The 21,390-nt window shown below is 62.0% G+C and carries 21 protein-coding genes and 1 pseudogene; 13 read left to right on the top strand and 9 right to left on the bottom strand.

Annotated features, from left to right (window positions below):
- The first annotated feature begins 36 nt into the window (after positions 1 to 36).
- The 4 genes from ABWQ00_RS03420 to ABWQ00_RS03405 all read left to right on the top strand — a co-directional run bounded on the left by ABWQ00_RS03420 (position 37) and on the right by ABWQ00_RS03405 (position 4,121).
- The gene (locus ABWQ00_RS03420) at positions 37 to 1,545 is read left to right on the top strand and encodes an FAD-linked oxidase C-terminal domain-containing protein (RefSeq protein WP_353237266.1); all 1,509 of its coding nucleotides are present in this window, start codon (positions 37 to 39) and stop codon (positions 1,543 to 1,545) included.
- Positions 1,546 to 1,651: 106 nt separating this feature from the next.
- Positions 1,652 to 2,200: a MarR family winged helix-turn-helix transcriptional regulator gene (locus ABWQ00_RS03415; RefSeq protein ID WP_353237265.1), complete on the top strand. Its 549-nt coding sequence runs from the start codon at positions 1,652 to 1,654 to the stop codon at positions 2,198 to 2,200.
- Positions 2,201 to 2,223: 23 nt separating this feature from the next.
- Positions 2,224 to 3,924, top strand: coding sequence for an FAD-dependent monooxygenase (locus ABWQ00_RS03410; protein WP_353237264.1), 1,701 nt, complete (start codon positions 2,224 to 2,226; stop codon positions 3,922 to 3,924).
- 8 nt (positions 3,925 to 3,932) lie between these two features.
- Positions 3,933 to 4,121, top strand: a complete 189-nt coding sequence (locus ABWQ00_RS03405; RefSeq protein ID WP_353237263.1) for a DUF2783 domain-containing protein — start codon at positions 3,933 to 3,935, stop codon at positions 4,119 to 4,121.
- Between the two features lie 21 nt (positions 4,122 to 4,142).
- Here ABWQ00_RS03405 and ABWQ00_RS03400 read toward each other — a convergent pair.
- Positions 4,143 to 5,975 (bottom strand): annotated as a pseudogene (locus ABWQ00_RS03400) (carboxyl transferase domain-containing protein); the annotation flags it as partial.
- A 62-nt stretch (positions 5,976 to 6,037) separates the two neighbouring features.
- Between ABWQ00_RS03400 and ABWQ00_RS03395 the strand changes: the two are divergent.
- Positions 6,038 to 7,045, top strand: coding sequence for an asparaginase (locus ABWQ00_RS03395; protein WP_353237262.1), 1,008 nt, complete (start codon positions 6,038 to 6,040; stop codon positions 7,043 to 7,045).
- A 26-nt stretch (positions 7,046 to 7,071) separates the two neighbouring features.
- Here ABWQ00_RS03395 and ABWQ00_RS03390 read toward each other — a convergent pair whose 3' ends face one another.
- Complete coding sequence (locus ABWQ00_RS03390) at positions 7,072 to 7,755, bottom strand: YggS family pyridoxal phosphate-dependent enzyme (RefSeq protein ID WP_353237261.1); 684 nt, start codon at positions 7,753 to 7,755, stop codon at positions 7,072 to 7,074.
- Positions 7,756 to 7,875: 120 nt separating this feature from the next.
- Here ABWQ00_RS03390 and ABWQ00_RS03385 point away from each other — a divergent pair, with 120 nt between their 5' ends.
- A complete protein-coding gene (locus tag ABWQ00_RS03385) occupies positions 7,876 to 8,781 on the top strand; it encodes an NAD(P)-dependent oxidoreductase (protein WP_353237260.1) in 906 nt (301 codons plus the stop codon).
- An 84-nt stretch (positions 8,782 to 8,865) separates the two neighbouring features.
- Here ABWQ00_RS03385 and ABWQ00_RS03380 read toward each other — a convergent pair whose 3' ends face one another.
- From ABWQ00_RS03380 to ABWQ00_RS03370, 3 genes are all read right to left on the bottom strand, one after another.
- A complete protein-coding gene (locus tag ABWQ00_RS03380) occupies positions 8,866 to 9,492 on the bottom strand; it encodes a BON domain-containing protein (protein ID WP_353237259.1) in 627 nt (208 codons plus the stop codon).
- Positions 9,493 to 10,077, bottom strand: a complete 585-nt coding sequence (locus tag ABWQ00_RS03375) for an SIS domain-containing protein (protein ID WP_353237258.1) — start codon at positions 10,075 to 10,077, stop codon at positions 9,493 to 9,495.
- Positions 10,078 to 10,172: 95 nt separating this feature from the next.
- Complete coding sequence (locus ABWQ00_RS03370) at positions 10,173 to 10,559, bottom strand: YraN family protein (protein ID WP_353237257.1); 387 nt, start codon at positions 10,557 to 10,559, stop codon at positions 10,173 to 10,175.
- Positions 10,560 to 10,573: 14 nt separating this feature from the next.
- On the opposite strand from ABWQ00_RS03370, the gene rsmI reads away from it, so the two are divergent.
- Complete coding sequence (rsmI, locus tag ABWQ00_RS03365) at positions 10,574 to 11,482, top strand: 16S rRNA (cytidine(1402)-2'-O)-methyltransferase (protein WP_353237424.1); 909 nt, start codon at positions 10,574 to 10,576, stop codon at positions 11,480 to 11,482.
- Positions 11,483 to 11,501: 19 nt separating this feature from the next.
- Here the strand turns inward: rsmI and ABWQ00_RS03360 are convergent, their stop codons facing one another.
- A complete protein-coding gene (locus ABWQ00_RS03360; RefSeq protein WP_353237256.1) occupies positions 11,502 to 12,161 on the bottom strand; it encodes a class II aldolase/adducin family protein in 660 nt (219 codons plus the stop codon).
- Positions 12,158 to 12,919 (bottom strand): tyrosine-protein phosphatase, encoded by a 762-nt coding sequence (locus ABWQ00_RS03355; RefSeq protein WP_502908062.1) that lies wholly within the window; start codon positions 12,917 to 12,919, stop codon positions 12,158 to 12,160. Before ABWQ00_RS03355 ends, ABWQ00_RS03360 begins: the two co-directional genes overlap by 4 nt.
- A 142-nt stretch (positions 12,920 to 13,061) precedes the next feature.
- On the opposite strand from ABWQ00_RS03355, the gene ABWQ00_RS03350 reads away from it, so the two are divergent.
- The 6 genes from ABWQ00_RS03350 (at position 13,062) to cynS (ending at position 18,874) form a co-directional block, all read left to right on the top strand.
- Positions 13,062 to 14,315 carry a sensor histidine kinase gene (locus tag ABWQ00_RS03350; RefSeq protein WP_353237254.1) on the top strand — a complete coding sequence of 418 codons (1,254 nt, stop codon included), beginning with the start codon at positions 13,062 to 13,064 and terminating at the stop codon, positions 14,313 to 14,315.
- Positions 14,312 to 14,965, top strand: a complete 654-nt coding sequence (locus ABWQ00_RS03345; RefSeq protein ID WP_353237253.1) for a response regulator — start codon at positions 14,312 to 14,314, stop codon at positions 14,963 to 14,965. The genes ABWQ00_RS03350 and ABWQ00_RS03345 overlap by 4 nt, the downstream gene beginning before the upstream one ends.
- Positions 14,966 to 15,236: 271 nt before the next feature.
- Positions 15,237 to 16,643, top strand: a complete 1,407-nt coding sequence (locus ABWQ00_RS03340; RefSeq protein ID WP_353237252.1) for a CmpA/NrtA family ABC transporter substrate-binding protein — start codon at positions 15,237 to 15,239, stop codon at positions 16,641 to 16,643.
- Between the two features lie 6 nt (positions 16,644 to 16,649).
- The gene (gene ntrB / locus ABWQ00_RS03335; protein WP_353237251.1) at positions 16,650 to 17,516 is read left to right on the top strand and encodes a nitrate ABC transporter permease; all 867 of its coding nucleotides are present in this window, start codon (positions 16,650 to 16,652) and stop codon (positions 17,514 to 17,516) included.
- On the top strand, positions 17,506 to 18,381 hold the full coding sequence (locus ABWQ00_RS03330; RefSeq protein WP_353237250.1) for an ABC transporter ATP-binding protein: 876 nt from the start codon (positions 17,506 to 17,508) through the stop codon (positions 18,379 to 18,381). The genes ntrB and ABWQ00_RS03330 overlap by 11 nt, the downstream gene beginning before the upstream one ends.
- Before the next feature lie 49 nt (positions 18,382 to 18,430).
- On the top strand, positions 18,431 to 18,874 hold the full coding sequence (gene cynS, locus ABWQ00_RS03325; RefSeq protein WP_353237249.1) for a cyanase: 444 nt from the start codon (positions 18,431 to 18,433) through the stop codon (positions 18,872 to 18,874).
- Between the two features lie 71 nt (positions 18,875 to 18,945).
- Here cynS and ABWQ00_RS03320 read toward each other — a convergent pair whose 3' ends face one another.
- Both ABWQ00_RS03320 and ABWQ00_RS03315 read right to left on the bottom strand, forming a co-directional pair.
- Positions 18,946 to 20,250 (bottom strand): FAD-dependent oxidoreductase, encoded by a 1,305-nt coding sequence (locus ABWQ00_RS03320; protein ID WP_353237248.1) that lies wholly within the window; start codon positions 20,248 to 20,250, stop codon positions 18,946 to 18,948.
- Complete coding sequence (locus ABWQ00_RS03315; RefSeq protein WP_353237247.1) at positions 20,247 to 21,389, bottom strand: acyl-CoA dehydrogenase family protein; 1,143 nt, start codon at positions 21,387 to 21,389, stop codon at positions 20,247 to 20,249. The genes ABWQ00_RS03320 and ABWQ00_RS03315 overlap by 4 nt, the downstream gene beginning before the upstream one ends.
- Between the last annotated feature and the right edge of the window lies 1 nt (position 21,390).

The raw sequence follows: 21,390 nt of genomic DNA, 5'->3' as shown, positions 1-21,390 counted from the left end.
TTACAGTTAAGGCCTAACTTGAAGGTTTTGAATGCCATGAGCGCCAACACCCCTGCCGAAACACAGCAACTGACCGCCACCGAACGTGCCGAGCGCCAACGCGCTGTGGTCCAAGCCTTGGGCCGCGTGCTGCCAGCCGACGCCATCCTCTTCACGCCCGAAGACACCACGCCTTACGAGTGCGACGGCCTGACCGCCTACCGCGAGCGGCCCTTGGTGGTGGCCTTGCCCGAGACCGAAGCGCAGGTGCAAGCTGTGCTCAAAGTCTGCCACGCCTTGGCGGTGCCGGTGGTGGCGCGAGGCGCGGGCACGGGCCTGTCGGGCGGCGCCATGCCGCACCGCATGGGCGTCACGCTGTCGATGGCGCGTTTTAACCAGATCAAAACCGTCGATCCGGTCAGCCGCACGGCGGTCGTGCAATGCGGCGTGCGCAACTTGGCCATCAGTGAGGCGGCTGCGCCCTACGGTCTGTATTACGCGCCCGATCCGTCCAGCCAGATCGCCTGCACGATTGGCGGCAACGTGGCCGAAAACTCAGGCGGGGTGCACTGTCTCAAATACGGCCTGACGGTGCACAACGTGCTCAAGGTCAAAGGCTTCACCATCGAGGGTGAACCCATCGAATTTGGCAGCGACGCGCTCGACACCTCGGGTTACGACCTGTTGGCCGTGCTGGTGGGCAGCGAAGGCATGCTGGCCGTGACCACCGAAGTCACCGTCAAGTTGGTGCCCAAGCCGCAGCTGGCGCGCTGCATCATGGCCAGCTTTGACGATGTGCGCAAAGCCGGTGACGCGGTCGCCGCCGTGATTGCGGCGGGCATCATCCCTGCGGGTCTGGAAATGATGGACGGTCCCATGACCATTGCTGTGGAAGATTTTGTGCATGCGGGCTACGACCTGAGTGCCGCGGCGATTTTGCTGTGCGAGAGCGACGGCACCCCTGAAGAGGTGGAAGAAGAAATTGGCCGCATGAGCGAGGTGCTGCGCGGCTGCGGCGCGACCGCCATCACGGTGAGCCGAGACGAAGCCCAGCGCCTCAAATTCTGGAGCGGCCGCAAAAATGCCTTCCCGGCATCGGGCCGCATTAGCCCCGACTACATGTGCATGGACTCGACCATCCCGCGCAAGCGCCTGGCCGACATCCTGCAAGCCATCTCGGAGATGGAGGAAAAGTACGCCCTGCGCTGCCTGAACGTGTTCCATGCGGGCGACGGCAACTTGCACCCGCTGATCCTGTTCGATGCGAACGACCCCGACCAGCTGCGCCGCTGCGAGCTGTTCGGTGCCGACATCCTGGAAACCAGTGTGGCCATGGGTGGCACCGTCACAGGCGAACACGGTGTGGGCATCGAGAAGGTCAACAGCATGTGCGTGCAATTCAGTCCAGAAGAAAACGAGCAGATGTTCGCCGTCAAACGGGCTTTTGACCCGCAAGGGCTGCTCAACCCCGGCAAGGTGATTCCGACGCTCAACCGCTGCGCCGAATACGGCCGCATGCTGGTGCGGGCAGGGGCGATTCAGCACCCGGATTTGCCACGGTTCTGAGCCCCACCACCCCCAAAAGCCTGAGCAAGCCTCAGGCTTTTTTATGTTTATTTGGTTGCGAGCGCAACCAGTTTTACCTACAATTCAGTCAAATCCCGTTTGACTCATGACCACATCACCCTCACCCACATCGCTAAAGGTGGGCAAATCTGTCGTGCCACTCGACCGCACGCTGACTTACCGCTTGCACCAGCTGCACAAGCTGACTGACATGGACAGCCAGTCGGTCTATCCGGAGCGTACGGGCTTGTCCATGAGCGACGGGCGGTGCCTGACAACCATTGGCACGTTTGAGCCCTTGTCGGTGAAAGAGCTGGCCGACAAGGCCAACCTGAACAAAGGCCAAGCCAGCCGCGCCGCCCAAGCGCTGGTCGATCAAGGGCTGGTGCTCAAAGCTGACCACCCCGGTGATGGCCGCGGCGTGGTGCTGACGCTGACGCCCGCCGGACGGGAAGTCTTTGGGCGCGCCATGGCCATGATCCACCAACGCAACCAAGAGATTTTTGGCTGCCTGACGGACCAGGACCAAAGCGCTTTGAGCACCCTCTTTGACCGCTTGATTGCCCATGCCAGACCGGGCGTTGTTACGGCCCCTTGCCCTGCCGATGCCATGGACGTCCGTGCAGCCCGCAAATTAAACAAGCGGCCCCGCTAAAGCCCATTCAAGGACATCACACCATGCATACCCCTACCCGCGAAGCCCGGCCCTCGATCTATTACCAGTACGAGGTTTTTAAACCTTGGCTGGCCTCTGTACACCCTTCGCAAGACCGAAAAAAAGTCGTGATCGTTGGCGCAGGGCCTGCCGGCATGGTCACGGCGCTGGAGCTGGCGCGCCATGGCGTGCCCAGCGTGGTGCTGTCGTCTGAACTGCAGTTTTCGCAGGGTAGCCGCGCGATCTGCTTCACGCGCCGCTCGATGGAAATCCTGCAACAAGTGGGCGTGGCCGACCGCATGACGGCAGGCGGTCTGCCCTGGCGTTTTGGCAACTCGTTTTACCGGGGCCAGCGCGTGTTTCGCATGGAAGCGCCGCACGACCCGGATGACCGGTTTTTTCCGATCATCAACGTGCAACAGCAGTTCATGGAGGAGTACCTGCACGACGCCTGCAAAGCCAACCCGCTGATCGATTTTCGCTGGGGTAACAAGCTGGATGGCATCGACCAGAAGGACGGCTACGCCGTGCTGGAAGTCGACACGCCTGAAGGGCCCTATGCGCTGGAGAGCGACTGGGTGGTGGCCGCTGACGGGGGACGCTCAGGTCTGCGCAGTGCCATGAACCTGCAGATGGAAGGCGCGTCTTACGAAGGTTTTTTCGTGATCGCTGACATCAAGATCGACTTGCCTTTCCCCACCGAGCGCCTGGCTTTTTTTGACCCTGAGTGGAACCCCGGCAACACCATCTTGATGCACCGCGAGCCTCATGGCATTTGGCGTGTGGATTACCAATTGCCTCCGGGAGAAACACCCGAAGAGGCGCTGCGCCCCGAATCGCTCAAGGCCCGCATCGACGCACAACTGGCCATGATCGGCCACGCGGGTCTGAAGTGGGAGATGGACTGGTCATCGGTCTATTCGGCCCGCACACTCACGCTGCCTGACTTTGTGCACGGCAGCGTGATCTTCACCGGTGACGCGGCGCACCTGCTGCCCATCTTTGGTGTGCGCGGGGCCAATACGGCTTTTCAAGATGCGCAGTCGCTGGGCTGGCACTTGGCCTTTGTGGTCAAAGGACTGGCGGGCCCACAGCTGCTGGCCAATCACAGTACCGAGCGGGTGGGCGCGGCGCGCGAGATCATCACCGAGGCGGGCAAAAGCACCCGTTTCATGGCCCCGCCCAGCCCCGGCTTTCGGTTGTTGCGCGACGCGGTGCTGTCGCTTTCCCTCACGCAAGAGTTCGTGCGACCGCTCTACCACTGGCGCACTTCGCGGCCCCATGAATACACCCACTCCATGCTCAACTGCAGGGACGACGACAACGCCCTGTTCAATAATGGCCCGGCGCACGGCGCGCCGCCGCAAAACGTGCGCTTGGGTGCCAGCGTTGGCGAGGGAGACTTCTTGCTCGACCACCTGGGGGGTGGTTTTGACCTGCTGTATTTCACCGCCAACGACCTGCCAGAAGCACTGCAAGAGGTGATTGGCGCTGCGCGCGCCAAAGGCATGCCCTTGAAAGTGATCGCGGTCGGTGCGGCCCAGCTTGTGGCGGGAGCAGACAAACACTTGCCTGACGTCGACGGTCACCTGCGTGCGCGCTACGGCGTTCCGGCCCATGGTGGCGCGTATTTGCTGCGCCCCGACCAGCACGTTTGTGCGCGTTGGCTGACGCTCGACGCCACGCGTCTGCAAGCCGCGCTTGTCACCGCGCTACCGCAATAAGGAACACCATGAGCGACCAGCAACTCACCATCGGCGGGCTTGAAACCGTCTACGACGCACTGGCCACCGCCATTGACCAAGCAGGCGCAGACAAGGCCCAGTTGTTCCTTGTCAAACTTGCGCTGCTCAATGCCAAAGCCTTGGCTGACGAGAACCTGTTTCAGCAACAGATCAGTGTGGCTCTGCAAGACCTCTGAGTGTGGCGGGGCAGAGCCCCTTCACCAGGTGTCAATCGCCAACGCGCCATCAGCAGGTCGCACCCGCCCCGCCGCCAAGCCCGCCACCAGCCAGTCGCGGGTGCTGGCCGGATCGATCACCGCATCAATCTCCAGCGTGGCCGCCATGTTCATGGCGCTGCCGTTGTCGTATTGCTGCGCCAGCAACTGCTCAAACAAGGCTTCCCGCTCGGGGCCTTCGGGCAAGGCTTCCAGTTCTTTGCGGTAACCCAAGCGCACCGCGCCTTCAAGGCCCATGCCGCCAAACTCGCCGGTGGGCCAGGCCACCATGCTCAAGGTCTCGTGAAAGCCGCCGCCGGTCATGGCCATCGCGCCCAGGCCATAGCCCTTGCGCAGCACCACGCTGAGCAGTGGCACCCGCAGGTGCGCGGCCGCCACAAACATGCGCGAGACGTGGCGCACCTGCGCCGTGGCTTCGGTGTCGGGGCCGACCATGAAGCCGGGCGTGTCCACCAAGCTCACGATGGGCAACCCATGCGCGTTACACAGTTGCATGAAACGCGCCGCTTTGTCCGCGGCATCGGCGTCGATCGCGCCACCCAGGTGCAGCGGGTTGTTGGCCAGCACGCCTACCGGTCGACCCGCAATGCGGGCGAGTGCCGTGTGAATGCCCAAACCAAAGCCGGTGCGCAAAGGCAACAGACTGCCCTCGTCGGCGATGCCCTGCATGGCCGTGCGGGTGTCGTACACGCGCAAACGGTTTTCGGGCACCACATGGCGCAGGGCCTCGGCTGGAGGCGCTTGCCAGGTCTGGGTGAGCCCCTGGAAAAACGACAGGTATTGCCGCGCCGCAGCGACGGCCTGCGCTTCGTCATCGACCAAAACGTCGATCACGCCGTTGCCGTGCTGGACGTCGCTTGGGCCAATCTGCTCGGGCTTGAACACGCCCAAGCCCCCACCTTCGACCATGGCCGGTCCGCCCATGCCGATGTTGCTGCCGACAGTGGCGATGATGACGTCACAGCAGCCCAGCAAAGCGGCATTGCCTGCAAAGCAGCGCCCCGCCACCACGCCCACCACCGGTACCTGCCCATTGAGGCGGGCAAACGTGGCAAAGGTGGCCAGGTTCAGGCCCGCGACGATGGCGACATCGACATCTCCAGGGCGGCCGCCGCCGCCTTCGGCGAACAGCACCACGGGCAGCTTGTTTTGCAAGGCCACGCCCAGCATGCGGTCGGTCTTTTGGTGGTTGCGCATGCCTTGTGTGCCCGCCAGCACCGTGAAGTCATAGGCCATGACCACCACGCGTTGGCCATTCACGCAGCCAATACCGGTGACCATGCCGTCGGCCGGTGTGTTGCGCATGAGGTCGTCGGCACTGCGGCGGCGGCTTTGCGCCGCCACGGCCAAAGCGCCGTACTCGGCAAATGATCCCGCATCGCACAGGTCGGCAATGTTTTCGCGGGCGGTTCTCAACCCCAAGGCGTGGCGCTTGGCCACGGCTTCGGGGCGTGCCGCGTCGTGGGTGAAGGCCAGACGAGTCTGTAGTTTTTTCAGGTCAGCGCGGTCCTTAGAAAGGGGGGCAGTAGCCGAGCTGGCGGCAAAGGCCTCGGTCTGGGGGGCAGCCTCGGCCAAGGGCATGAGCACACCCAGCACCTCGCCTTCTGCCACTGCCTCGCCTGCCTGAAAGTAAAGCTCGCCCACACGCCCGGCCTGGTTGGCGCGGATTTCGTGTTCCATCTTCATGGCTTCCAGAATCACCAACACGTCGCCAGCGGCCACGTCTGCACCGGGGGCCACCAACCATTGAACCAGTTGCGCCTGTAAAGGAGAAAGGATGTTTTGCATCCATTCATTGTGCGGGGCTGCCCGTGCGACAGGGGGTCAAGTTCGGGACAATTTAGACTGGGCCATTTTGAACTTCTGAAACCCCCGCCATGAACTTTGAACCCCTGATCGAGCTGACCCGCAACGGTATCCAGGAATGCGTGCACATGGGCGCACTGGCCGTGACCGACACCGAAGGTCGCGTGCTGGCTCAGGCGGGCAACCCGCACTGGCTGTGCTTCACCCGCTCCACCCTCAAGGCCATGCAAGCCTTGCCGCTGGTGCATTCGGGCGGCGTGGTGCATTTTGGTTTTACAACGCAGGAGCTGGCCATGATGTGTGCCAGCCACAACGGCGAAGAGATGCACGTTGAGCAGGTCACCTCCATCCTGCGCAAAAGTGGCAGCAGCACGCGGCAGATGCACTGCGGTTGCCATGTGCCTTACCGGTTCACCTTTTTCGACCGCCCCGTGCCCGAAGGCCTGGCCTACGACGAGCGGCACCACAACTGCAGCGGCAAGCACAGCGGTTTTCTGGCCTATTGCGTCCAACACGGACTGCCCACCGACAGCTACACCGAGATGGACCACCCCTTGCAGCAAAGCATCCGTCAGGCCGTGGCGCATCTGGCCGGTTTGAGGGAAGAGGAACTGGCACTGGGCATCGATGGCTGCTCGGCCCCCAACTACGCCATGCCTTTGTCACGCTTGGCACGCAGTTATGCCCGGCTGGCGAAGCCTGAGTCGGACAGCTTGTATGGCGAGAGCCTGCAACAGCTGGGCCAAGCCATGAGCGCACACCCTGAGCTGGTCTCGGGCACCGGGCGCAACGATGCCGATTTCATGCGGGCTGGCCGTGGCGATTGGGTGACCAAGGTGGGCGCGGACGGCGTGCAGGTGGTGGGCAGCCGTTCGCGTGGTCAGGCCCTGGCCATCAAAATCATGGACGGCAATAAGGCGGCTCTGTTTGCCGCCACCGTGGAGGCGCTGGACCAGTTGGGTTGGCTGGACGATGCGCAGCGCCAAGCACTGGCACCCTGGCGTGCGCAGGTGCTGCTGAATGTGGCGGGTGTGCCGGTAGGTGAGCGCCGCAGCGTGTTCCGCTTGCACATGAGCTAAGGGGCCTGAAAACCGGTCTCGCGTGGTCAGCGTTGGCCAAAAATTGCCGTGCCCACCCGCACCAGGGTGCTGCCTTCGGCAATGGCCGCCGCCATGTCGGCGCTCATGCCCATCGACAAGGTGTCCAGCGGCAGGCCTTGAGCGCGCAACTGTTCGAACAGGTCTTTGGCCTGGCGGTGCACGGTGCGCATCTGCGCCTCGGTCTCGGCAGGTTCAGGGATGGTCATGAGGCCGCGCAACTGCAAGCGCGGCAAGGTGGCCACGGCCTGCGCCAGCGCGGGCAGGTCTGGTGGGCTCACGCCCGACTTGGTCTCGCCCCCGTCCACATTCACCTGAATGCACACCTGCAAAGGCGGCAGGTGCTCGGGGCGTTGTTCGGACAGGCGCTGGGCGATTTTGAGGCGGTCGATGCTGTGCACCCAGTCAAAGTGCTCGGCCACCAAGCGCGTCTTGTTGCTCTGGATCGGGCCGATGCAATGCCAAACCAGTGGCAAATCCCGCAAGGTGGTGATCTTGTCCACCGCTTCCTGGATGTAGTTTTCGCCAAAAGCGGTTTGCCCTGCCGCATGGGCCTGGCGCACCGCATCGGCGCTCCAGGTCTTGGACACGGCCAACAGCTGCACACTGCCCGGGTCGCGGCCGTTGGATTGGCAAGCGGCAGCCATTTGTGCCCGGACCCGTGAGATGTTGTCGGCAATCGAAGTGTTCATGGCCTCGAGCGTACCAAACCCCCCGTGTCGCCCATCGGTCAGCCTAAAGCACCCGTTGCGCGCCAGAACACCGACACACTGCTAAATTAGCCGTTTTATTCACTTCCAAAAGAGACCACCATGAGCCAGATTGCCGCCAAAACCTACGAAGCCAGCCCCGCCCGAAAAGTGGCCTTTTTGGGCTTGGGCGTGATGGGCTACCCCATGGCGGGCCATTTGGCCCGTGCTGGCCACCATGTCACCGTGTACAACCGCAGCGCCGCCAAAGCAGCCGCCTGGGCTGCCGAGTGCCCTGGCAACGCCACAGCGCCAACTCCGCGCGAAGCCGCTGCGGGTGCCGACATCGTGTTCGCCTGCGTGGGCAACGACGCCGACCTGCGCAGCGTGGTGTTGGGCCCAGACGGTGCTTTTGCCGGCATGAAGCCTGGCGCGATTTTTGTGGACCACACCACCGCCTCTGCCGAAGTGGCCCGCGAGCTGTATGCCCAGGCCCAAAAGCTGGGCTTGCACTTTGTCGACGCCCCGGTCTCTGGCGGCCAAGCGGGCGCGCAAAACGGCATGCTCACCGTGATGTGCGGTGGCGATGCTGCGGCGTTTGACCAAGTCAAGCCTGCGGCCATGGCGTTTTCGAGGGCCTTCACCCTGCTCGGTGCTTCGGGTGCGGGTCAGTTGGCCAAGATGGTCAACCAGATCTGCATCGCGGGCTTGGTGCAAGGCTTGTCCGAAGCCATTGCCTTCGGCCAGCAAGCGGGTCTGGACATGCACCAGGTGCTGGACGTGATCGGCAAAGGTGCTGCTCAAAGCTGGCAACTCGACAACCGGGGCAAGACCATGGCCGACGATAAATTTGAGTTTGGTTTCGCGGTGGACTGGATGCGCAAAGATCTGGGTTTGGTGCTGGACGAAGCCAAGCGCAATGGTGCCCGTTTGCCCGTCACCGCATTGGTCGATCAGTTCTACGCCGATGTACAAAAAATGGGTGGCGGCCGCTGGGACACCTCCAGCTTGATCCGCCGTTTGCGCTGAGCGGTTTTGGCACCCATACCGATCCTGTCGGTCTGGGCACAAAAAAACGACCCGAGGGTCGTTTTTTTGATGGGATTCAGCGCCTCAGCGCGAGGTGGTGGGCTGGCTCAAACGCTTGAGTTCTTCTTCCGAGATTTCGTCAAACACCCGCACCACTTTCACCACCCCACCCATGCCCCGCACAATGTCGGTGGCCCGTTTGGCTTCGCGGCTGGTGACACGGCCCATCAGGTACACGATGCCGCGCTCGGTGACCACTTTGACGGCATTGGCCTGCAGGTCTTTGGCATCAATGAAGGCAGCCTTGACCCTGCTGGTCATCACCGTGTCTTTGGAGCGTTGGGTCAAGGAGCTGGCTGGCATCTGTGCCAAATCGTTGACCACCGACAGCACGTTCTCCTGGCTCTGTGCAATTTTTTCGATGCGCTCTTTTTCGGCCGCAGTGGTGACCTCGCCGGTCAGCAGCACTTTGCGGTTGAAACTGGTCACGTTCAAATGGACGCGATCGCCCAACTCTTGGCGCACGGCGGAGGCAATTTTGATCTCAATCGCCTGATCTTCTACCTGTGCACCCGAGGTGCGGCGGTCGGTGACCATGATGCCCGTGGCGACTGCCCCGCCCAAGAGCAAGGGTGCACAGCCTGACAAGCCCGTCACAGCCACAGCCAAAACGGCACCCGAAAACACCAGAGATTGAAGATTGCGTTTCATTTAAAGAGGCTCCTGTTCGCCCAACAATTGGGTATCGATTCCATCACACAGACAGTGCAGCACCAAGTGCTGCACTTCACAAATTCGTGCCGCCCGCTCATGGGGCACACACACATGCACATCGGTTTCGCGCAGTTGGCGCCCCAAAGCGCCGCCTTGGTGACCGGTCAAGGCCAGCACGCTCATCTCTCGCTCATGGGCCGCTTGCACGGCTTGGACCAGTGCTGCTTCGCTGCCGTCGATGCTGATCAGCACCAACACGTCGCCCGTCTGGCCCAGCGCCAAGATTTGTTTGGCCAAGGCTTGACCATCGCTCCAGCGGGTGGCCATCAGGGCGTCAGAAGACAAGCACACAGCGGCCAGACCTGGACGGTCCCGTTCAAAACCACCCACCAACAGGTTCACCAGGTATTGGGCCAAGGCGCTGGACGATCCCATACCGCCCACCAAGACCTTGCCGCCACCGGTGACCGATGCCAAAACCGCTTGCACGGCCGCATCCACCGGTTTGGCCAAAGTTTCGGCCACCTGGTAGTGCAAATCTGCGCTGTCAATGAAGTGTTGTTGGATTCGAAGGTCGAGCATGCGCTGGCGATGATAACCCCGAGACCCAGGCCGTTTCTCGCGAGAGCGGTCAAATCCCATTACAAGTAGGTGTGTTGGCGGCCAAGAGAGGTGCTTCAGCTGGCGTCAAAAGCCGCCTTGAGCCACAGCGGGCCTGCCGTCTCAATGGCGACCACATCAAATCGGACCGCAGGCAAGCGACGCCAGCGCAGCAGGTAATGCTGGGCCGCCAAAATAATGCGCCGCTGCTTCACGTGGCCAATGCTCGCGGCCGCGCCGCCGTGGTCATTGCGGCTCCTCTTGCGCACCTCGACAAACACCACGGTGCCGTCGCTTGCCTGCATGATCAGGTCGATTTCACCGCCGCCTCGGCCGGGCGTCCGATAATTGCGCTGCAGTAAGCGCAAGCCGTGCCCCTGCAAATAGGCCAGCGCCTCGTCTTCGCCCGCATCGCCTCGGGCTTTGGTGGTCTGTCCCACCGCGTCTTTTTTGAGGAATTGCATTGACTCCGTCTCCCTTGTCTGCTTCGTTCGCCAAAGCCCTGGAGGCTGCGCACGACGCTGCCGGATCGCAAAATCACCCGGCCAGCACACTGTATGTCGTGGCCACCCCCATTGGCAACCTGGCTGACATCAGCCTGCGCGCGCTCCATGTGTTGGCCAAAGTCGATGTGGTGGCCTGCGAAGACACCCGTCACACCCAGCAGCTGCTGCGTGCCTATGGCCTGGACCGCCCGGGCTCACAGCTCTTGGCGGTGCACCAGCACAACGAAGCCGAGGCCGCGCAAAATGTCCTGCTTCGCCTGGCCCAGGGCGAGCGGGTGGCCTATGTGAGCGATGCGGGTACACCCGCCATCAGCGATCCCGGTGCCCGCTTGGTGGCGGCGGTGCGGCAAGCGGGATACCGGGTGCTGCCCTTGCCGGGTGCCAGCAGCGTGACCGCAGCCCTCAGTGCTTCGGGCATGACAGGGGATGAAGGTTTTGTCTTCAGGGGCTTTTTGTCCAGCAAATCGACCGAGCGGCAGCAGGCGGTGCAAGCTTTGGCGCAAGAAAGCCGCGCGGTGGTGCTGCTGGAGGCACCGCACCGAATCGAAGCCTTGGCCCAAGCCCTGTCGGTGCTGGGCGAACGCCGCATCACCGTGGGGCGCGAATTGACCAAGCAGTTCGAGCAAATCGACACCTTGGCCGCGCAAGACTTACCCGCTTGGTTGGCCGAAAAACCCGACCGTCAGCGCGGTGAGTTTGTCTTGGTGTTGCACGACGCGCCCGTGGCGGCAACACAGGGTGAAGGACTTCGGGTTTTGCAGGTGCTGTTGGCCGAGCTGCCTTTGAAAACCGCCGTCAAACTGGCGGCAGAGATCACGGGCGAATCGAAAAACCAGCTTTACGACTTGGCTTTGAGTCTGAAAAAGAACGAAGCGCCCTGAGCTGGCCTTGTGGGCAGGTTTACCAATGCGCCCCGAAGGTATCCCGCAATTTTTGCAGTTCGTGTTCAGCCAGCGCGGGGGTTTGGGGCTGCAACACCATCAAACGCGCCGTTTCTTCCAGTTCTTCCAGCGTGGCCATGGCCGCCCCAGGCGTGTCGTGCCACACATTGGGCCCCAGACGCGGCAGCATCACGGCCCGAATCGGCGTTCCTTGTGCCTCGTAATGGGCAATCAGGTTGGCCACTTCTTGCGCCGCCGCAGGGCTGCCGGGGTGGTGATAGGCGGTAAGTGGCACATGACCGACCTTCATCACGAAATAAGGGGTGATGGGCGGCAGCAATTCAGGTCCGGTGGCATTCAGGCTGAGCGCCACGCCATGCGTGCTGTGGGTGTGGATGACGCAGCGCGTGGAGGGTGCATGCAGACAGGCTGCAGCGTAAATCTGACGGTGCAAGGTCATGGTTTTGCTGGCCTTGTCACCGCTGATCTGCTGGCCTTGAAGGTCCAGCTTGGCCAACCGGGCCGGGTCCAACCAACCCAAGCAGGCGTCGGTGGGCGTGATCAAAAAGCCATCGTCCAGCCGCACGCTGATGTTGCCGGCGGTGGCGTGCACATAGCCTCGGGCAAACAGGCTTTGCCCGACGCGGCATATTTCTTCACGGGCTTGGGATTCGTTCATGCGGTGGCTCCGGCGTGTCCATCTTCCAGCATCAACTGCTGCAAGGCTTTGGTTTCTTGGGGGCTCAGACCGACGGCCCCGTGCAGGTAGTCGCGCATGCCGCCGTGCTGCGCATCGACCGCATCAAAAGCCGCCTGCAAAAACTCGGGCTGCACCTGCCACAGCACCTTCATCACATGCGGGTGGCCTTGGCCTTCCATGCGAGCGTCGCGTTTGTAGAGCTGGTTGGTGAGCAGGTAGTCGTGTTCGATGGTGGCGCGGTCCACGCCCAAAGCGGACAACAGCAGCGCCGCTGCAAAACCCGTGCGGTCCTTGCCTGCGGTGCAGTGAAACACCTGCGGTGTGGGCTGCTCCAGCAGGTGCTTCAAAAACCGGCCAAAGGTGGTGGCGTTGTGGTTCACAAAATCGCGGTAGGTCTCGCGCATCAGGTCCACGGTTTCCTCGGTGGTGGGCACGATGCCTTGCGCCACCAGGGACTGCATGCGGGCGATCACGGTGGGCTCGATGGTCAGCGCCACGCGCTGCACACCCGGTATGGCATAGGGCGTGGCTGTGTACTCGGCCGCTCCTCGAAAATCCAGACTGTGCCCGATGCCCAGCGATTGCAGGCGCACCAGGTCTTCGTCCGTCAATCCCGCCAGATGGTCTGAGCGGAACACGTGGCCACGCCGCACGCGGCGGCCATCGGCATTGCGGTAGCCACCGACATCGCGGAAGTTCGAGGCGCCTTGCAGCAGGGCAATGGGTACGGGGGTCATGCGCATCCGATCAACAATCCATTCACAGCCATAAAGCGCTATTGTCGTGTGCCGGCAAAAGGGCACCCGTTGCCTTAGGCGACAAGACCCCAGGCGCCTTGAGCGATCGCTGTCAGGGCTGAGCCAAGCCAAAGACCCACAGATGGCACACGGCTTGCTTGTCATGGCCATGCACCTTGAATTGACGCCTGCCTTGACCGCCACACCCAGCAACCCCGCTCACATGCCCGTCACCGACGCTTGGCGCGACCCTTTGGGCCTGATGCTCGAATCCACAGGCGAAGGGGTTTTTGGGGTGGATTTGGAGGGGCTGTGCGTCTTCATCAACCCCGCTGGCGCCCGTCTGCTGGGTTGGACGCAGCAGCAGGTGTTGGGGCAGAACATGCATGTGCTGACGCACCACGCCCATGCCGATGGCACGCATTACCCCTTGGACGATTGCCCGATTTACAACGCGTTTCGCAAGGGCGAGCCTTGCCGCATCGACACCGAAGTGTTTTGGCGCGCAGACGGCAGCAGCTTTCCGGTGGCCTATTCCAGCTACCCGGTGTTTGACCAGGGCCAAGTCCGTGGCGCTGTGGTGACTTTTGCAGACATCACCGAGCGCAAGCGGGCGGAAGCTGCTTTGCACCAAGCCAAAAACGAGTTGGAGCAGCGCGTGGCCGAGCGCACACAAGCGCTGGAAACCGCTTTGCAGCAAGTGCGCGAGCTGGCGGCTTGGTCGGACGCGGTGCGCGAAGAAGAGCGCACCCGCATTGCCCGCGAGGTGCACGATGAACTGGGCAGCTTGCTGGTGGCCTTGAAGATGGATGTGGGTTGGCTGGACAAGCGTTTGTCCGAACAAGAGCAGCGCTCAGCCCTTGAGGCGCAAAGCATGCGCGAAAAGATGCGGGGCAAGTGTCAGAACATGGGCCGCTTGATCGAAAACGCGGTGGTCAATGTGGGCCGCATCATCACCGACCTGCGCCCCAGCATCTTGGATCACCAAGGGCTTTGGGGTGCGCTGGAGTGGCAAGCGCAAGAGTTTGTACAGTCGGCCGAGCAAGAACTCAAATGGTGCATGGAGGTGAACGAGCAACGCGTGTTGCCCGAACCCATGGCCATGGCGGTGTTCCGTATTTTTCAGGAGATGCTGAGCAACGTGGGCCGACACGCGCAGGCCCGGACGGTGGACGTGGACATCGTCGAGCGCGAGGACTGGCTGCACCTGTCGGTCGAAGACGACGGTTGCGGCGCCGAGGCGCGGGCGTTTGAATCGGCGCAGGCGTATGGCGTCATGGGCATGCGTGAGCGGGCGCGCCATTTCGGTGGGGCGATCGACATCGACAGCCAGCTTGGGCGGGGCACCCGCATGCGGCTGTCCATGCCCTTGCCAAGTTGGGAGGGCGCGCCATGAGTGCCGCCGTGCGCGTGCTGCTGGGCGACGACCACAAGATCGTGCGCGAGGGACTGAAGATGGTGCTGGCCGATGACGCGGGTCTGCAGGTGGTGGCTGAGGCCGACACGGGCCCCGGTGTGCTGGACGCGGTGCAAGCCTTGCAAGGCCCGCAAGGGCTGGACGTGGTGCTGCTGGACATTGCCATGCCCGGCATGGACGGGCTGGATGTGTTGCAAATCTTGCGGCGCGACTGGCCAGGGCTGCCCGTGCTCATGCTCAGCACCTACCCCGAAAAACAATACGCGGTGCGCTGCATTCAGCTGGGGGCATCGGGTTATTTGAACAAAAGCACCGACCCGGACGACTTGATCGCTGCTTTGCGCCGCGTTGCAGCGGGGGGCATGCACGTTTCGCCAGCCACCGCCGAGGCCTTGGCCAGTCTGGTCAGCAAGGGCCGCACCAAAAGCGGGATTGAGTTGCTCTCGCACCGCGAGCACCAGGTCTATCTTTTGTTGACGCAAGGCTACAGCGTGAGCGAAATTGGTGCACAACTGAGCCTGGCCCCCAATACCGTGAGCACTTACCGTGCACGCATCCTGGAAAAGACCGGCACCAAGAACGATGTGGAGCTGGCTTTGTATGCGCAAAGCTTGAGCGGGGCTTGTTGATCGATCCAGTGAGCGCTTGCACCACTGTTGGCGTCTTTTTGTAGGTCGGAGCTTCAGCTCCGACGCGGTTGAGCAGGCATGGGTTCATGTCGGGGCTGAAGCCGCCGACCTACTACAAGGCAATTGCGCCGTGGCATTTGTAGGGGCCGCCCTACAAGGCTTCGACAAGCCCCTCACGAAATGAAGCCGTGCCCCACCGATGGCACGCATTCAACGATTTCTGGCCCGCAGCTTGCATAGACCTGAGCATCTTCAACAAAGCGAGGTTGCCATGTCTGAATTCTTTGATCCGTACAACGCCGACCGCCCCCTGATGCTCAAGTGCAGCTGCGGTCGGGACCATTCGCCTGCCGACCACCATGCAGCAGTGGCTGCTGATGCCGCTGCCGCCCAGTTGCGTGCGCGCTCGGAAACGGCCGGGTTCGAGGCTTACAGCCAGGAGTTCATCGAAGCGACCTTGGTCAAGGCCTTGTTTCCGCAAGACGAGGAGCGTCGCATGTTCTTGCGCGCTGTGGGCAAAAAGACCGCCATGGCCGCCATTGCCAGTGTGCTGCCCATGGCCAGCCTGCAAGCCATGGCACAGGAAAAAGGCCCGCTGGAAAAAACCAATTTGAAGATTGGCTTCATCCCGATCACCTGTGCCACTCCGCTGATCATGGCGCATCCCTTGGGCTTTTACAGCAAGCAAGGCCTGAATGTTGAAGTCACCAAGACCGCAGGTTGGGCCCTCGTGCGTGACAAGATGATCAACAAGGAATACGACGCTTCGCATTTCCTCTCGCCCATGCCCCTGGCCATCAGCATGGGGCTGGGCGCCAACGCCACGCCCATGAACGTGGCCACCATCCAGAATATCAACGGGCAGGCCATCACCATGAGCCTGCGCCACAAGGACAACCGCGATCCCAAGAACTGGAAGGGCTTCAAGTTCGGCGTGCCCTTTGACTACTCGATGCACAACTTCCTGTTGCGCTACTACTTGGCTGAAAGCGGCCTGAACCCCGACACCGATGTGCAGATCCGCGTGATCCCGCCCGCCGAGATGGTGGCCAATTTGCGTGCCGGCAACATCGACGGTTTCCTTGGACCTGATCCTTTTAATCAACGTGCGGTGTTCGACGAAGTCGGCTTCATCCATGTGCTGACCAAGGACTTGTGGAACGGTCACCCTTGCTGCGCTTTTGGCACCAGCACCGAGTTCATCCAGAAGAACCCCAACACCTTTGCTGCGCTTTACCGTGCCGTGCTCACCGCTGCAGCCATGGCGCGACAGCCGGGCAACCGCGAGCTGATCGCCAAAGTCATCTCGCCTGCCCAGTACCTGAACCAGCCTGAAGCCGTGCTCAGCCAGGTGCTGACCGGCAAATTTGCCGACGGCCTGGGCAAGGTCGTGAACGTGCCCGACCGCGCTGACTTTGACCCCATGCCTTGGCAAAGCATGGCCGTGTGGATGCTCACGCAGATGAAGCGCTGGGGCTACATCAAGGGCCAAGTGGACTACAAACAGATCGCCGAAAAGGTGTTCCTGATCACCGATGCACGCAAGCACATGAAAGAGCTGGGTCAGAGTTTTGCGGCGACCACGCCCTACCCCAAGCACAAGATCATGGGCAAAGAGTTTGACTCGGCCAAACCCGAGGAATACCTCAAGACCTTTGCGATTCACAAGATGGGTTGAAGCACCATGAAAACCACGCACCTCAATTTGCGGGCCGCCATGGTCTCGCTGCTCATGTTCTTGGTGTTTCTGGGGGCGTGGCAGCTGTCGGCCACCGCGCCAACCGTGGCCGGTGCCGCCAAGTCAGGCATGACGGCCGAAGAGATCGAGTACCAGAAGATGATGGGCAAGGACCCTGGCGCTGTCAAAAGCACCGGCTTTCCGCCACCTCTGGAAGTGGGCAAGGCCATGCTGGGCCACCTGGCCGATCCTTTTTATGACAAAGGCCCCAACGACAAAGGCATCGGCATCCAGCTGGCGCATTCTTTGGGTCGGGTAGCGCTGGGCTTTTTCTTGGCCGTACTGGTGGCGCTGCCGGTGGGCTTCATGATCGGCATGTCGCCCCTCATGCGCAAGGCGTTTGACCCCTTCATCCAGGTGCTCAAGCCCATCAGCCCGCTGGCTTGGATGCCGCTGGCGCTGTACACGCTGAAAGACTCGGATGTGAGCGGCATCTTCGTCATCTTCATCTGCTCGGTCTGGCCCATGTTGATCAACACCGCCTTTGGCGTGGCCTCCGTCAAGCGTGAATGGCTCAACGTCGCCAGTACGCTGGAAGTCACACCGTTGCGCAAAGCCTTCAGGGTCATCTTGCCTGCCGCAGCGCCCACCATCGTCACCGGCATGCGCATCAGCATGGGCATTGCCTGGCTGGTGATTGTGGCCGCCGAGATGCTGGTCGGTGGCACAGGTGTGGGTTATTTCGTATGGAACGAGTGGAACAACCTCTCGCTGGTGAACGTGATCTTTGCAGTCTTGGTGATCGGCCTGGTGGGCATGCTGCTGGACCTGGCGTTTGCGCAATTGCAAAAGGCGGTGACCTATGTGGAGTGACACCAGCGACCGCGAGCTGATCGCGCCTTTGCCCGCAGAAATTTTTGCACCTCAACCCAAGGCCCAAGCCATGAACGCTTTCCTCAAGATCGAAAAACTGGGCAAGGCCTATCAAAGCGACAAGCCGGTGTTTTCCGACGTGTCCTTCAACATCGACAAGGGCGAGTTTGTCTGCATCATCGGCCATTCGGGCTGCGGCAAGACCACCATCTTGAACGTGCTCGCTGGCTTGGACACTGCCACAGAAGGCCATGCCTTCATGGACGGCCGCGAGATCGCGGGCCCCAGCCTGGAGCGCGGCGTGGTGTTCCAAAGCCATGCGCTCATGCCCTGGCTCACCGTGCGGCAAAACATCGCGTTTGCTGTTCGGTCAAAGTGGCCCGATTGGAAAACGCCTCAGGTCAATCTGCATGTGGAAAAGCACGTCGGCATGGTCGGCTTGTTGCACGCCATCGACAAAAAACCCAGCCAGCTCTCGGGCGGCATGAAGCAGCGCGTGGGCATTGCCCGTGCCTTTGCCATTCAGCCCAAGATGCTCTTGCTCGACGAGCCCTTTGGCGCGCTCGATGCGCTCACGCGCGGGACCATTCAGGACGAACTGATGACCATCGTGCGCCAGACGCAGCAAACCGTTTTCATGATCACACACGACGTGGACGAGGCCATTTTGTTGTCCGACCGCATCTTGCTCATGAGCAATGGCAACGAGTCGGGTGGCAGCTATGTGCCCGGCGGCTTGGCCGAAGTGGTGGTCAACCCGTTGCCGCGCGAACGCACCCGCGCCCAGCTGCACCACCTGCCTGGCTACTACGACATGCGCAACCACATCGTCGACTTTTTGGTGTCCCGCGCCAAAGCCCATTGATTCTTTCTTTTGTCCAGATTTATCTTCAACTCCCCTCAAGAGGTCTTTCATGAACCGTTTAGAAGTCACCGAAAAAATCATCTCCACCAAAGTGGCCAAAGGCATCAAGTGGAGCGACGTCGCCGACAAAGTCGGCCTGTCCAAAGAATGGGTCACCGCCGGGTGCCTGGGCCAAATGACGTTTGACGCCAAGCAAGCCAAAATCATCGGCAAGATCTTTGGCTTGAGCGCCGACGAGATCAAGTGGCTGCAAGTGGTGCCCTACAAAGGCTCCTTGCCCAGCCAGGTACCGACCGACCCGCTGATCTACCGCTGGTACGAAATCGTGAGCGTCTACGGCACCACCATCAAAGAACTGATCCACGAAGAGTTTGGCGACGGCATCATGAGCGCCATCGACTTCAGCATGGACATCGTGCGTCAACCCGACCCCAAGGGTGACCGGGTGAATGTGGTGTTGTCGGGCAAGTTTCTGCCTTACAAACAGTACTGAGCTGCTGTGCCCTGCGGGGCATCCCAAAGCCGTGGTGAACGCTGTCACCACGGCTTTTTGTTGTGGACCGATCAGTGCAAGGACAAAGGCAGTGAAGTGGTTTTGACCCGGACTACCGCATCGCGCACAACGTAAGGCTGGACGCAGGGCTGCACGGTGCTGTCGCGCATATCCGCCTGGCGCTGGACAGCGCAGACCAGGGCTGCGGTCAGCGTCTGGGCCTGACGCAAGATGGGTTCAATGAAGCGGCTGGACTGGCCGTTCACACTGATGCAGTCGCCCAGGGCGTAGATCTGCGGCACGCTGGTTTGCAGGGTTTGTGCATCCACGGCGATGCCGTTTTGCCAAACCAAGTCCGCGCTGCGCGCCAGGCGTGTGGGCGTGACCAGGCCGGTGGCGGCAACCACCTGATCGGCCATCACGGTTTGTCCATCGCTGGTGGTCAGCCGGTACTGGTCGCCCTGACGCTGCATATCTTGCAGTTGCACCGTGCCCATGAAGTGGATGGGCAAACCAGACCATGCGGCCAGCAAAGGTTCTCCTGCCTGGTCAGCTGTCCAGCGCGCCAAGGGCCGCGCTTGGGTGTCGATGAGTGTCACGCGGTGTCCGCCCAGGGCCAGGTCATTGGCCAGTTCGCTGCCAATCAATCCAGCTCCCACGATGGCCACATGCCGGGGCGTGTGGCCCAGCGCAGCCTGAAAGCGCTGGTAGGCCTGTAGGTGGTTGATGCGCCAGCACAGGTCGGCGCGCAAGGGCGCAGGCAAAGCAGCCTCGGCACCGTGAGCCAGCACCAGATGGGCGTAGCGCAGGGGCCCTTGGGTGGTGCGCAGTGTGCGGCTTTCGGGGCAGATGTGCAGCGCTTGGGTGTGCGCCAACAGGCGCACTTGCCAGCGCGCTGCGGCTTCGCTGCCGGTTTCCTTGACCAGCGCCTGGGGTTGGATCTGGCGGGCCATGGCGACCGACAGCAGGGGTTTGTCGTAGACATCGCCAGCGCAAGCAGTGACCAGCGTGATCGGTGTGTCGGGCAATTGGCTGCGCAGGTTTTGCACCAGTTGCCAGCCCGCTTTGCCCGCCCCCACCACCACGATGCCGGGCGCCGAGCGTTGGGTAGCCAAGTGGGCGCCCGCCATGCTGGCCGAACTGTTTTGAAGGGCGCTCAGGTTTGGCGCAACATACAGCTCGAAGTCCGACTTGGTCACGCCGCACAAAGGGCATGCCCAGTCTTCGGGGATATCGGCAAAGCGCGTGCCCGCCAACAGGCCGCTGTCGGGGTCGCCATCTTGCTCGTTGTAAATGTAGCCGCAGGCGTGGCAAATGTAGAGCTGCCAGGCGCCATCGGCTGGTGCGAGGCTGGCGCTTGGGGTGGTGACACTCATGCGGGCATCTCCTGGGCACTCAGGCGGGCCATTTCCTTGCGCAGGTGCTTGATGGCGGGCGTGACGATCGCGACAAACTGCGCTTCGCGCACGCGGCGCTGTACGTCCGATTGCATCAGGTAGCCGCGTGCGCCTTGGTGCATGAGGGCCGAGTTGGCGGCGCGCAGGGACAGCTCGGCACAGTGGCTGCGGGCGTCCAGCACGTTGATGAAGTAGTCGGTCGAGGCGTCGAACGGGGTTTCGGCCAGCTTCATGATGCGGGCAAGCAGCGCATCGAATTCGGCTTGCAGATCGGCAGGCCGGTCTTCGAGATACTGGTTGACATGGCCGAGCTGGCCTTCGACGGCCCACATGCTGGCGATGGCACCCTGGATGATGCCGGCCGCCATGCCACACTGCAGCAGCACAAAGCCGCCGCGAATGCGCGCTATGAAGGGCTTGGCCGGGTCGGCAACCAGATCGTCTTTGCCGACAAACAGGTCTTTGCAATGCACACTGAAGGTGCCAGTGCCTTCCATCCCTGAAAATTCCGGGCAGGCTTTGAGCGTCACGCCTGGCGCATCGCAGCGCAGCATGAACATGATCTCGCGGCTGGCGCTTTCGTCTGCCGTGCTGACCGCAGCAATCGCACCAAAGTAGTGGTCTGCCGCCAGGTTGCTGACCCAGGGCAAAGTGCCGTTGATGCGGTAACCGCCCTCCACCGGCGTGGCCTTGAGCAGCAAGGCTTCGATTTTCGCGAAGCTTTTCATCGGGTTGGACAGGCCGGTGCCGCCCAGTGACTCGCCGCGCACATGGCGAGCCAGCCGTTCGCCAGCCAGTGCCGGATTGCCCGAAGCCTGCATGTAAAGCCCGGCCACGGATTGGCACCACATCATGAAGCCGGTGGCCCCGCACACTCTGGACGCTTCGGCCATGGCCGCAATGGCCAGACCAAAGTCGCCGGGGGTGCCGTCGGCTTGGGGCAAATGCGCACCCATTGCGCCTGCCGCCGCCAACTGTTTCAGGACAGCTTCTGGGTAAGCACCGCGATCGATCGCGTGTGCCTGCTGGGCCAATGGGCCTTGGGCAATGGCGCGCACGGCCTCAATGAGCGGCTTGGGCCGGGCGGCAAGTTCGGGGGGCAGGTCGGCGGGGTTCATG

The organism is Limnohabitans sp., assembly GCF_040400975.1.
Taxonomy (GTDB): domain Bacteria; phylum Pseudomonadota; class Gammaproteobacteria; order Burkholderiales; family Burkholderiaceae_C; genus Limnohabitans_A.
Note: the sequence above shows the minus strand (reverse complement) of the source record. Positions and strands in the feature narration are given on the sequence as shown.

Bases quoted from the DNA above. Each gene is read 5' to 3' on its own strand.
- ABWQ00_RS03360 (WP_353237256.1), bottom strand. From the start codon at position 12,161: ATGAACGAATCCCAAGCCCGTGAAGAAATATGCCGCGTCGGGCAAAGC.
- cynS (WP_353237249.1), top strand. From the start codon at position 18,431: ATGAACCGTTTAGAAGTCACCGAAAAAATCATCTCCACCAAAGTGGCC.
- ABWQ00_RS03385 (WP_353237260.1), top strand. From the start codon at position 7,876: ATGAGCCAGATTGCCGCCAAAACCTACGAAGCCAGCCCCGCCCGAAAA.
- ABWQ00_RS03390 (WP_353237261.1), bottom strand. From the start codon at position 7,755: ATGAACACTTCGATTGCCGACAACATCTCACGGGTCCGGGCACAAATG.
- ABWQ00_RS03330 (WP_353237250.1), top strand. From the start codon at position 17,506: ATGTGGAGTGACACCAGCGACCGCGAGCTGATCGCGCCTTTGCCCGCA.
- ABWQ00_RS03420 (WP_353237266.1), top strand. From the start codon at position 37: ATGAGCGCCAACACCCCTGCCGAAACACAGCAACTGACCGCCACCGAA.
- ABWQ00_RS03320 (WP_353237248.1), bottom strand. From the start codon at position 20,250: ATGAGTGTCACCACCCCAAGCGCCAGCCTCGCACCAGCCGATGGCGCC.
- ntrB (WP_353237251.1), top strand. From the start codon at position 16,650: ATGAAAACCACGCACCTCAATTTGCGGGCCGCCATGGTCTCGCTGCTC.
- ABWQ00_RS03355 (WP_502908062.1), bottom strand. From the start codon at position 12,919: ATGACCCCCGTACCCATTGCCCTGCTGCAAGGCGCCTCGAACTTCCGC.
- ABWQ00_RS03415 (WP_353237265.1), top strand. From the start codon at position 1,652: ATGACCACATCACCCTCACCCACATCGCTAAAGGTGGGCAAATCTGTC.
- ABWQ00_RS03315 (WP_353237247.1), bottom strand. From the start codon at position 21,389: ATGAACCCCGCCGACCTGCCCCCCGAACTTGCCGCCCGGCCCAAGCCG.
- ABWQ00_RS03410 (WP_353237264.1), top strand. From the start codon at position 2,224: ATGCATACCCCTACCCGCGAAGCCCGGCCCTCGATCTATTACCAGTAC.
- ABWQ00_RS03345 (WP_353237253.1), top strand. From the start codon at position 14,312: ATGAGTGCCGCCGTGCGCGTGCTGCTGGGCGACGACCACAAGATCGTG.
- ABWQ00_RS03350 (WP_353237254.1), top strand. From the start codon at position 13,062: ATGGCACACGGCTTGCTTGTCATGGCCATGCACCTTGAATTGACGCCT.
- ABWQ00_RS03380 (WP_353237259.1), bottom strand. From the start codon at position 9,492: ATGAAACGCAATCTTCAATCTCTGGTGTTTTCGGGTGCCGTTTTGGCT.
- ABWQ00_RS03375 (WP_353237258.1), bottom strand. From the start codon at position 10,077: ATGCTCGACCTTCGAATCCAACAACACTTCATTGACAGCGCAGATTTG.
- ABWQ00_RS03395 (WP_353237262.1), top strand. From the start codon at position 6,038: ATGAACTTTGAACCCCTGATCGAGCTGACCCGCAACGGTATCCAGGAA.
- ABWQ00_RS03370 (WP_353237257.1), bottom strand. From the start codon at position 10,559: ATGCAATTCCTCAAAAAAGACGCGGTGGGACAGACCACCAAAGCCCGA.
- ABWQ00_RS03340 (WP_353237252.1), top strand. From the start codon at position 15,237: ATGTCTGAATTCTTTGATCCGTACAACGCCGACCGCCCCCTGATGCTC.
- ABWQ00_RS03405 (WP_353237263.1), top strand. From the start codon at position 3,933: ATGAGCGACCAGCAACTCACCATCGGCGGGCTTGAAACCGTCTACGAC.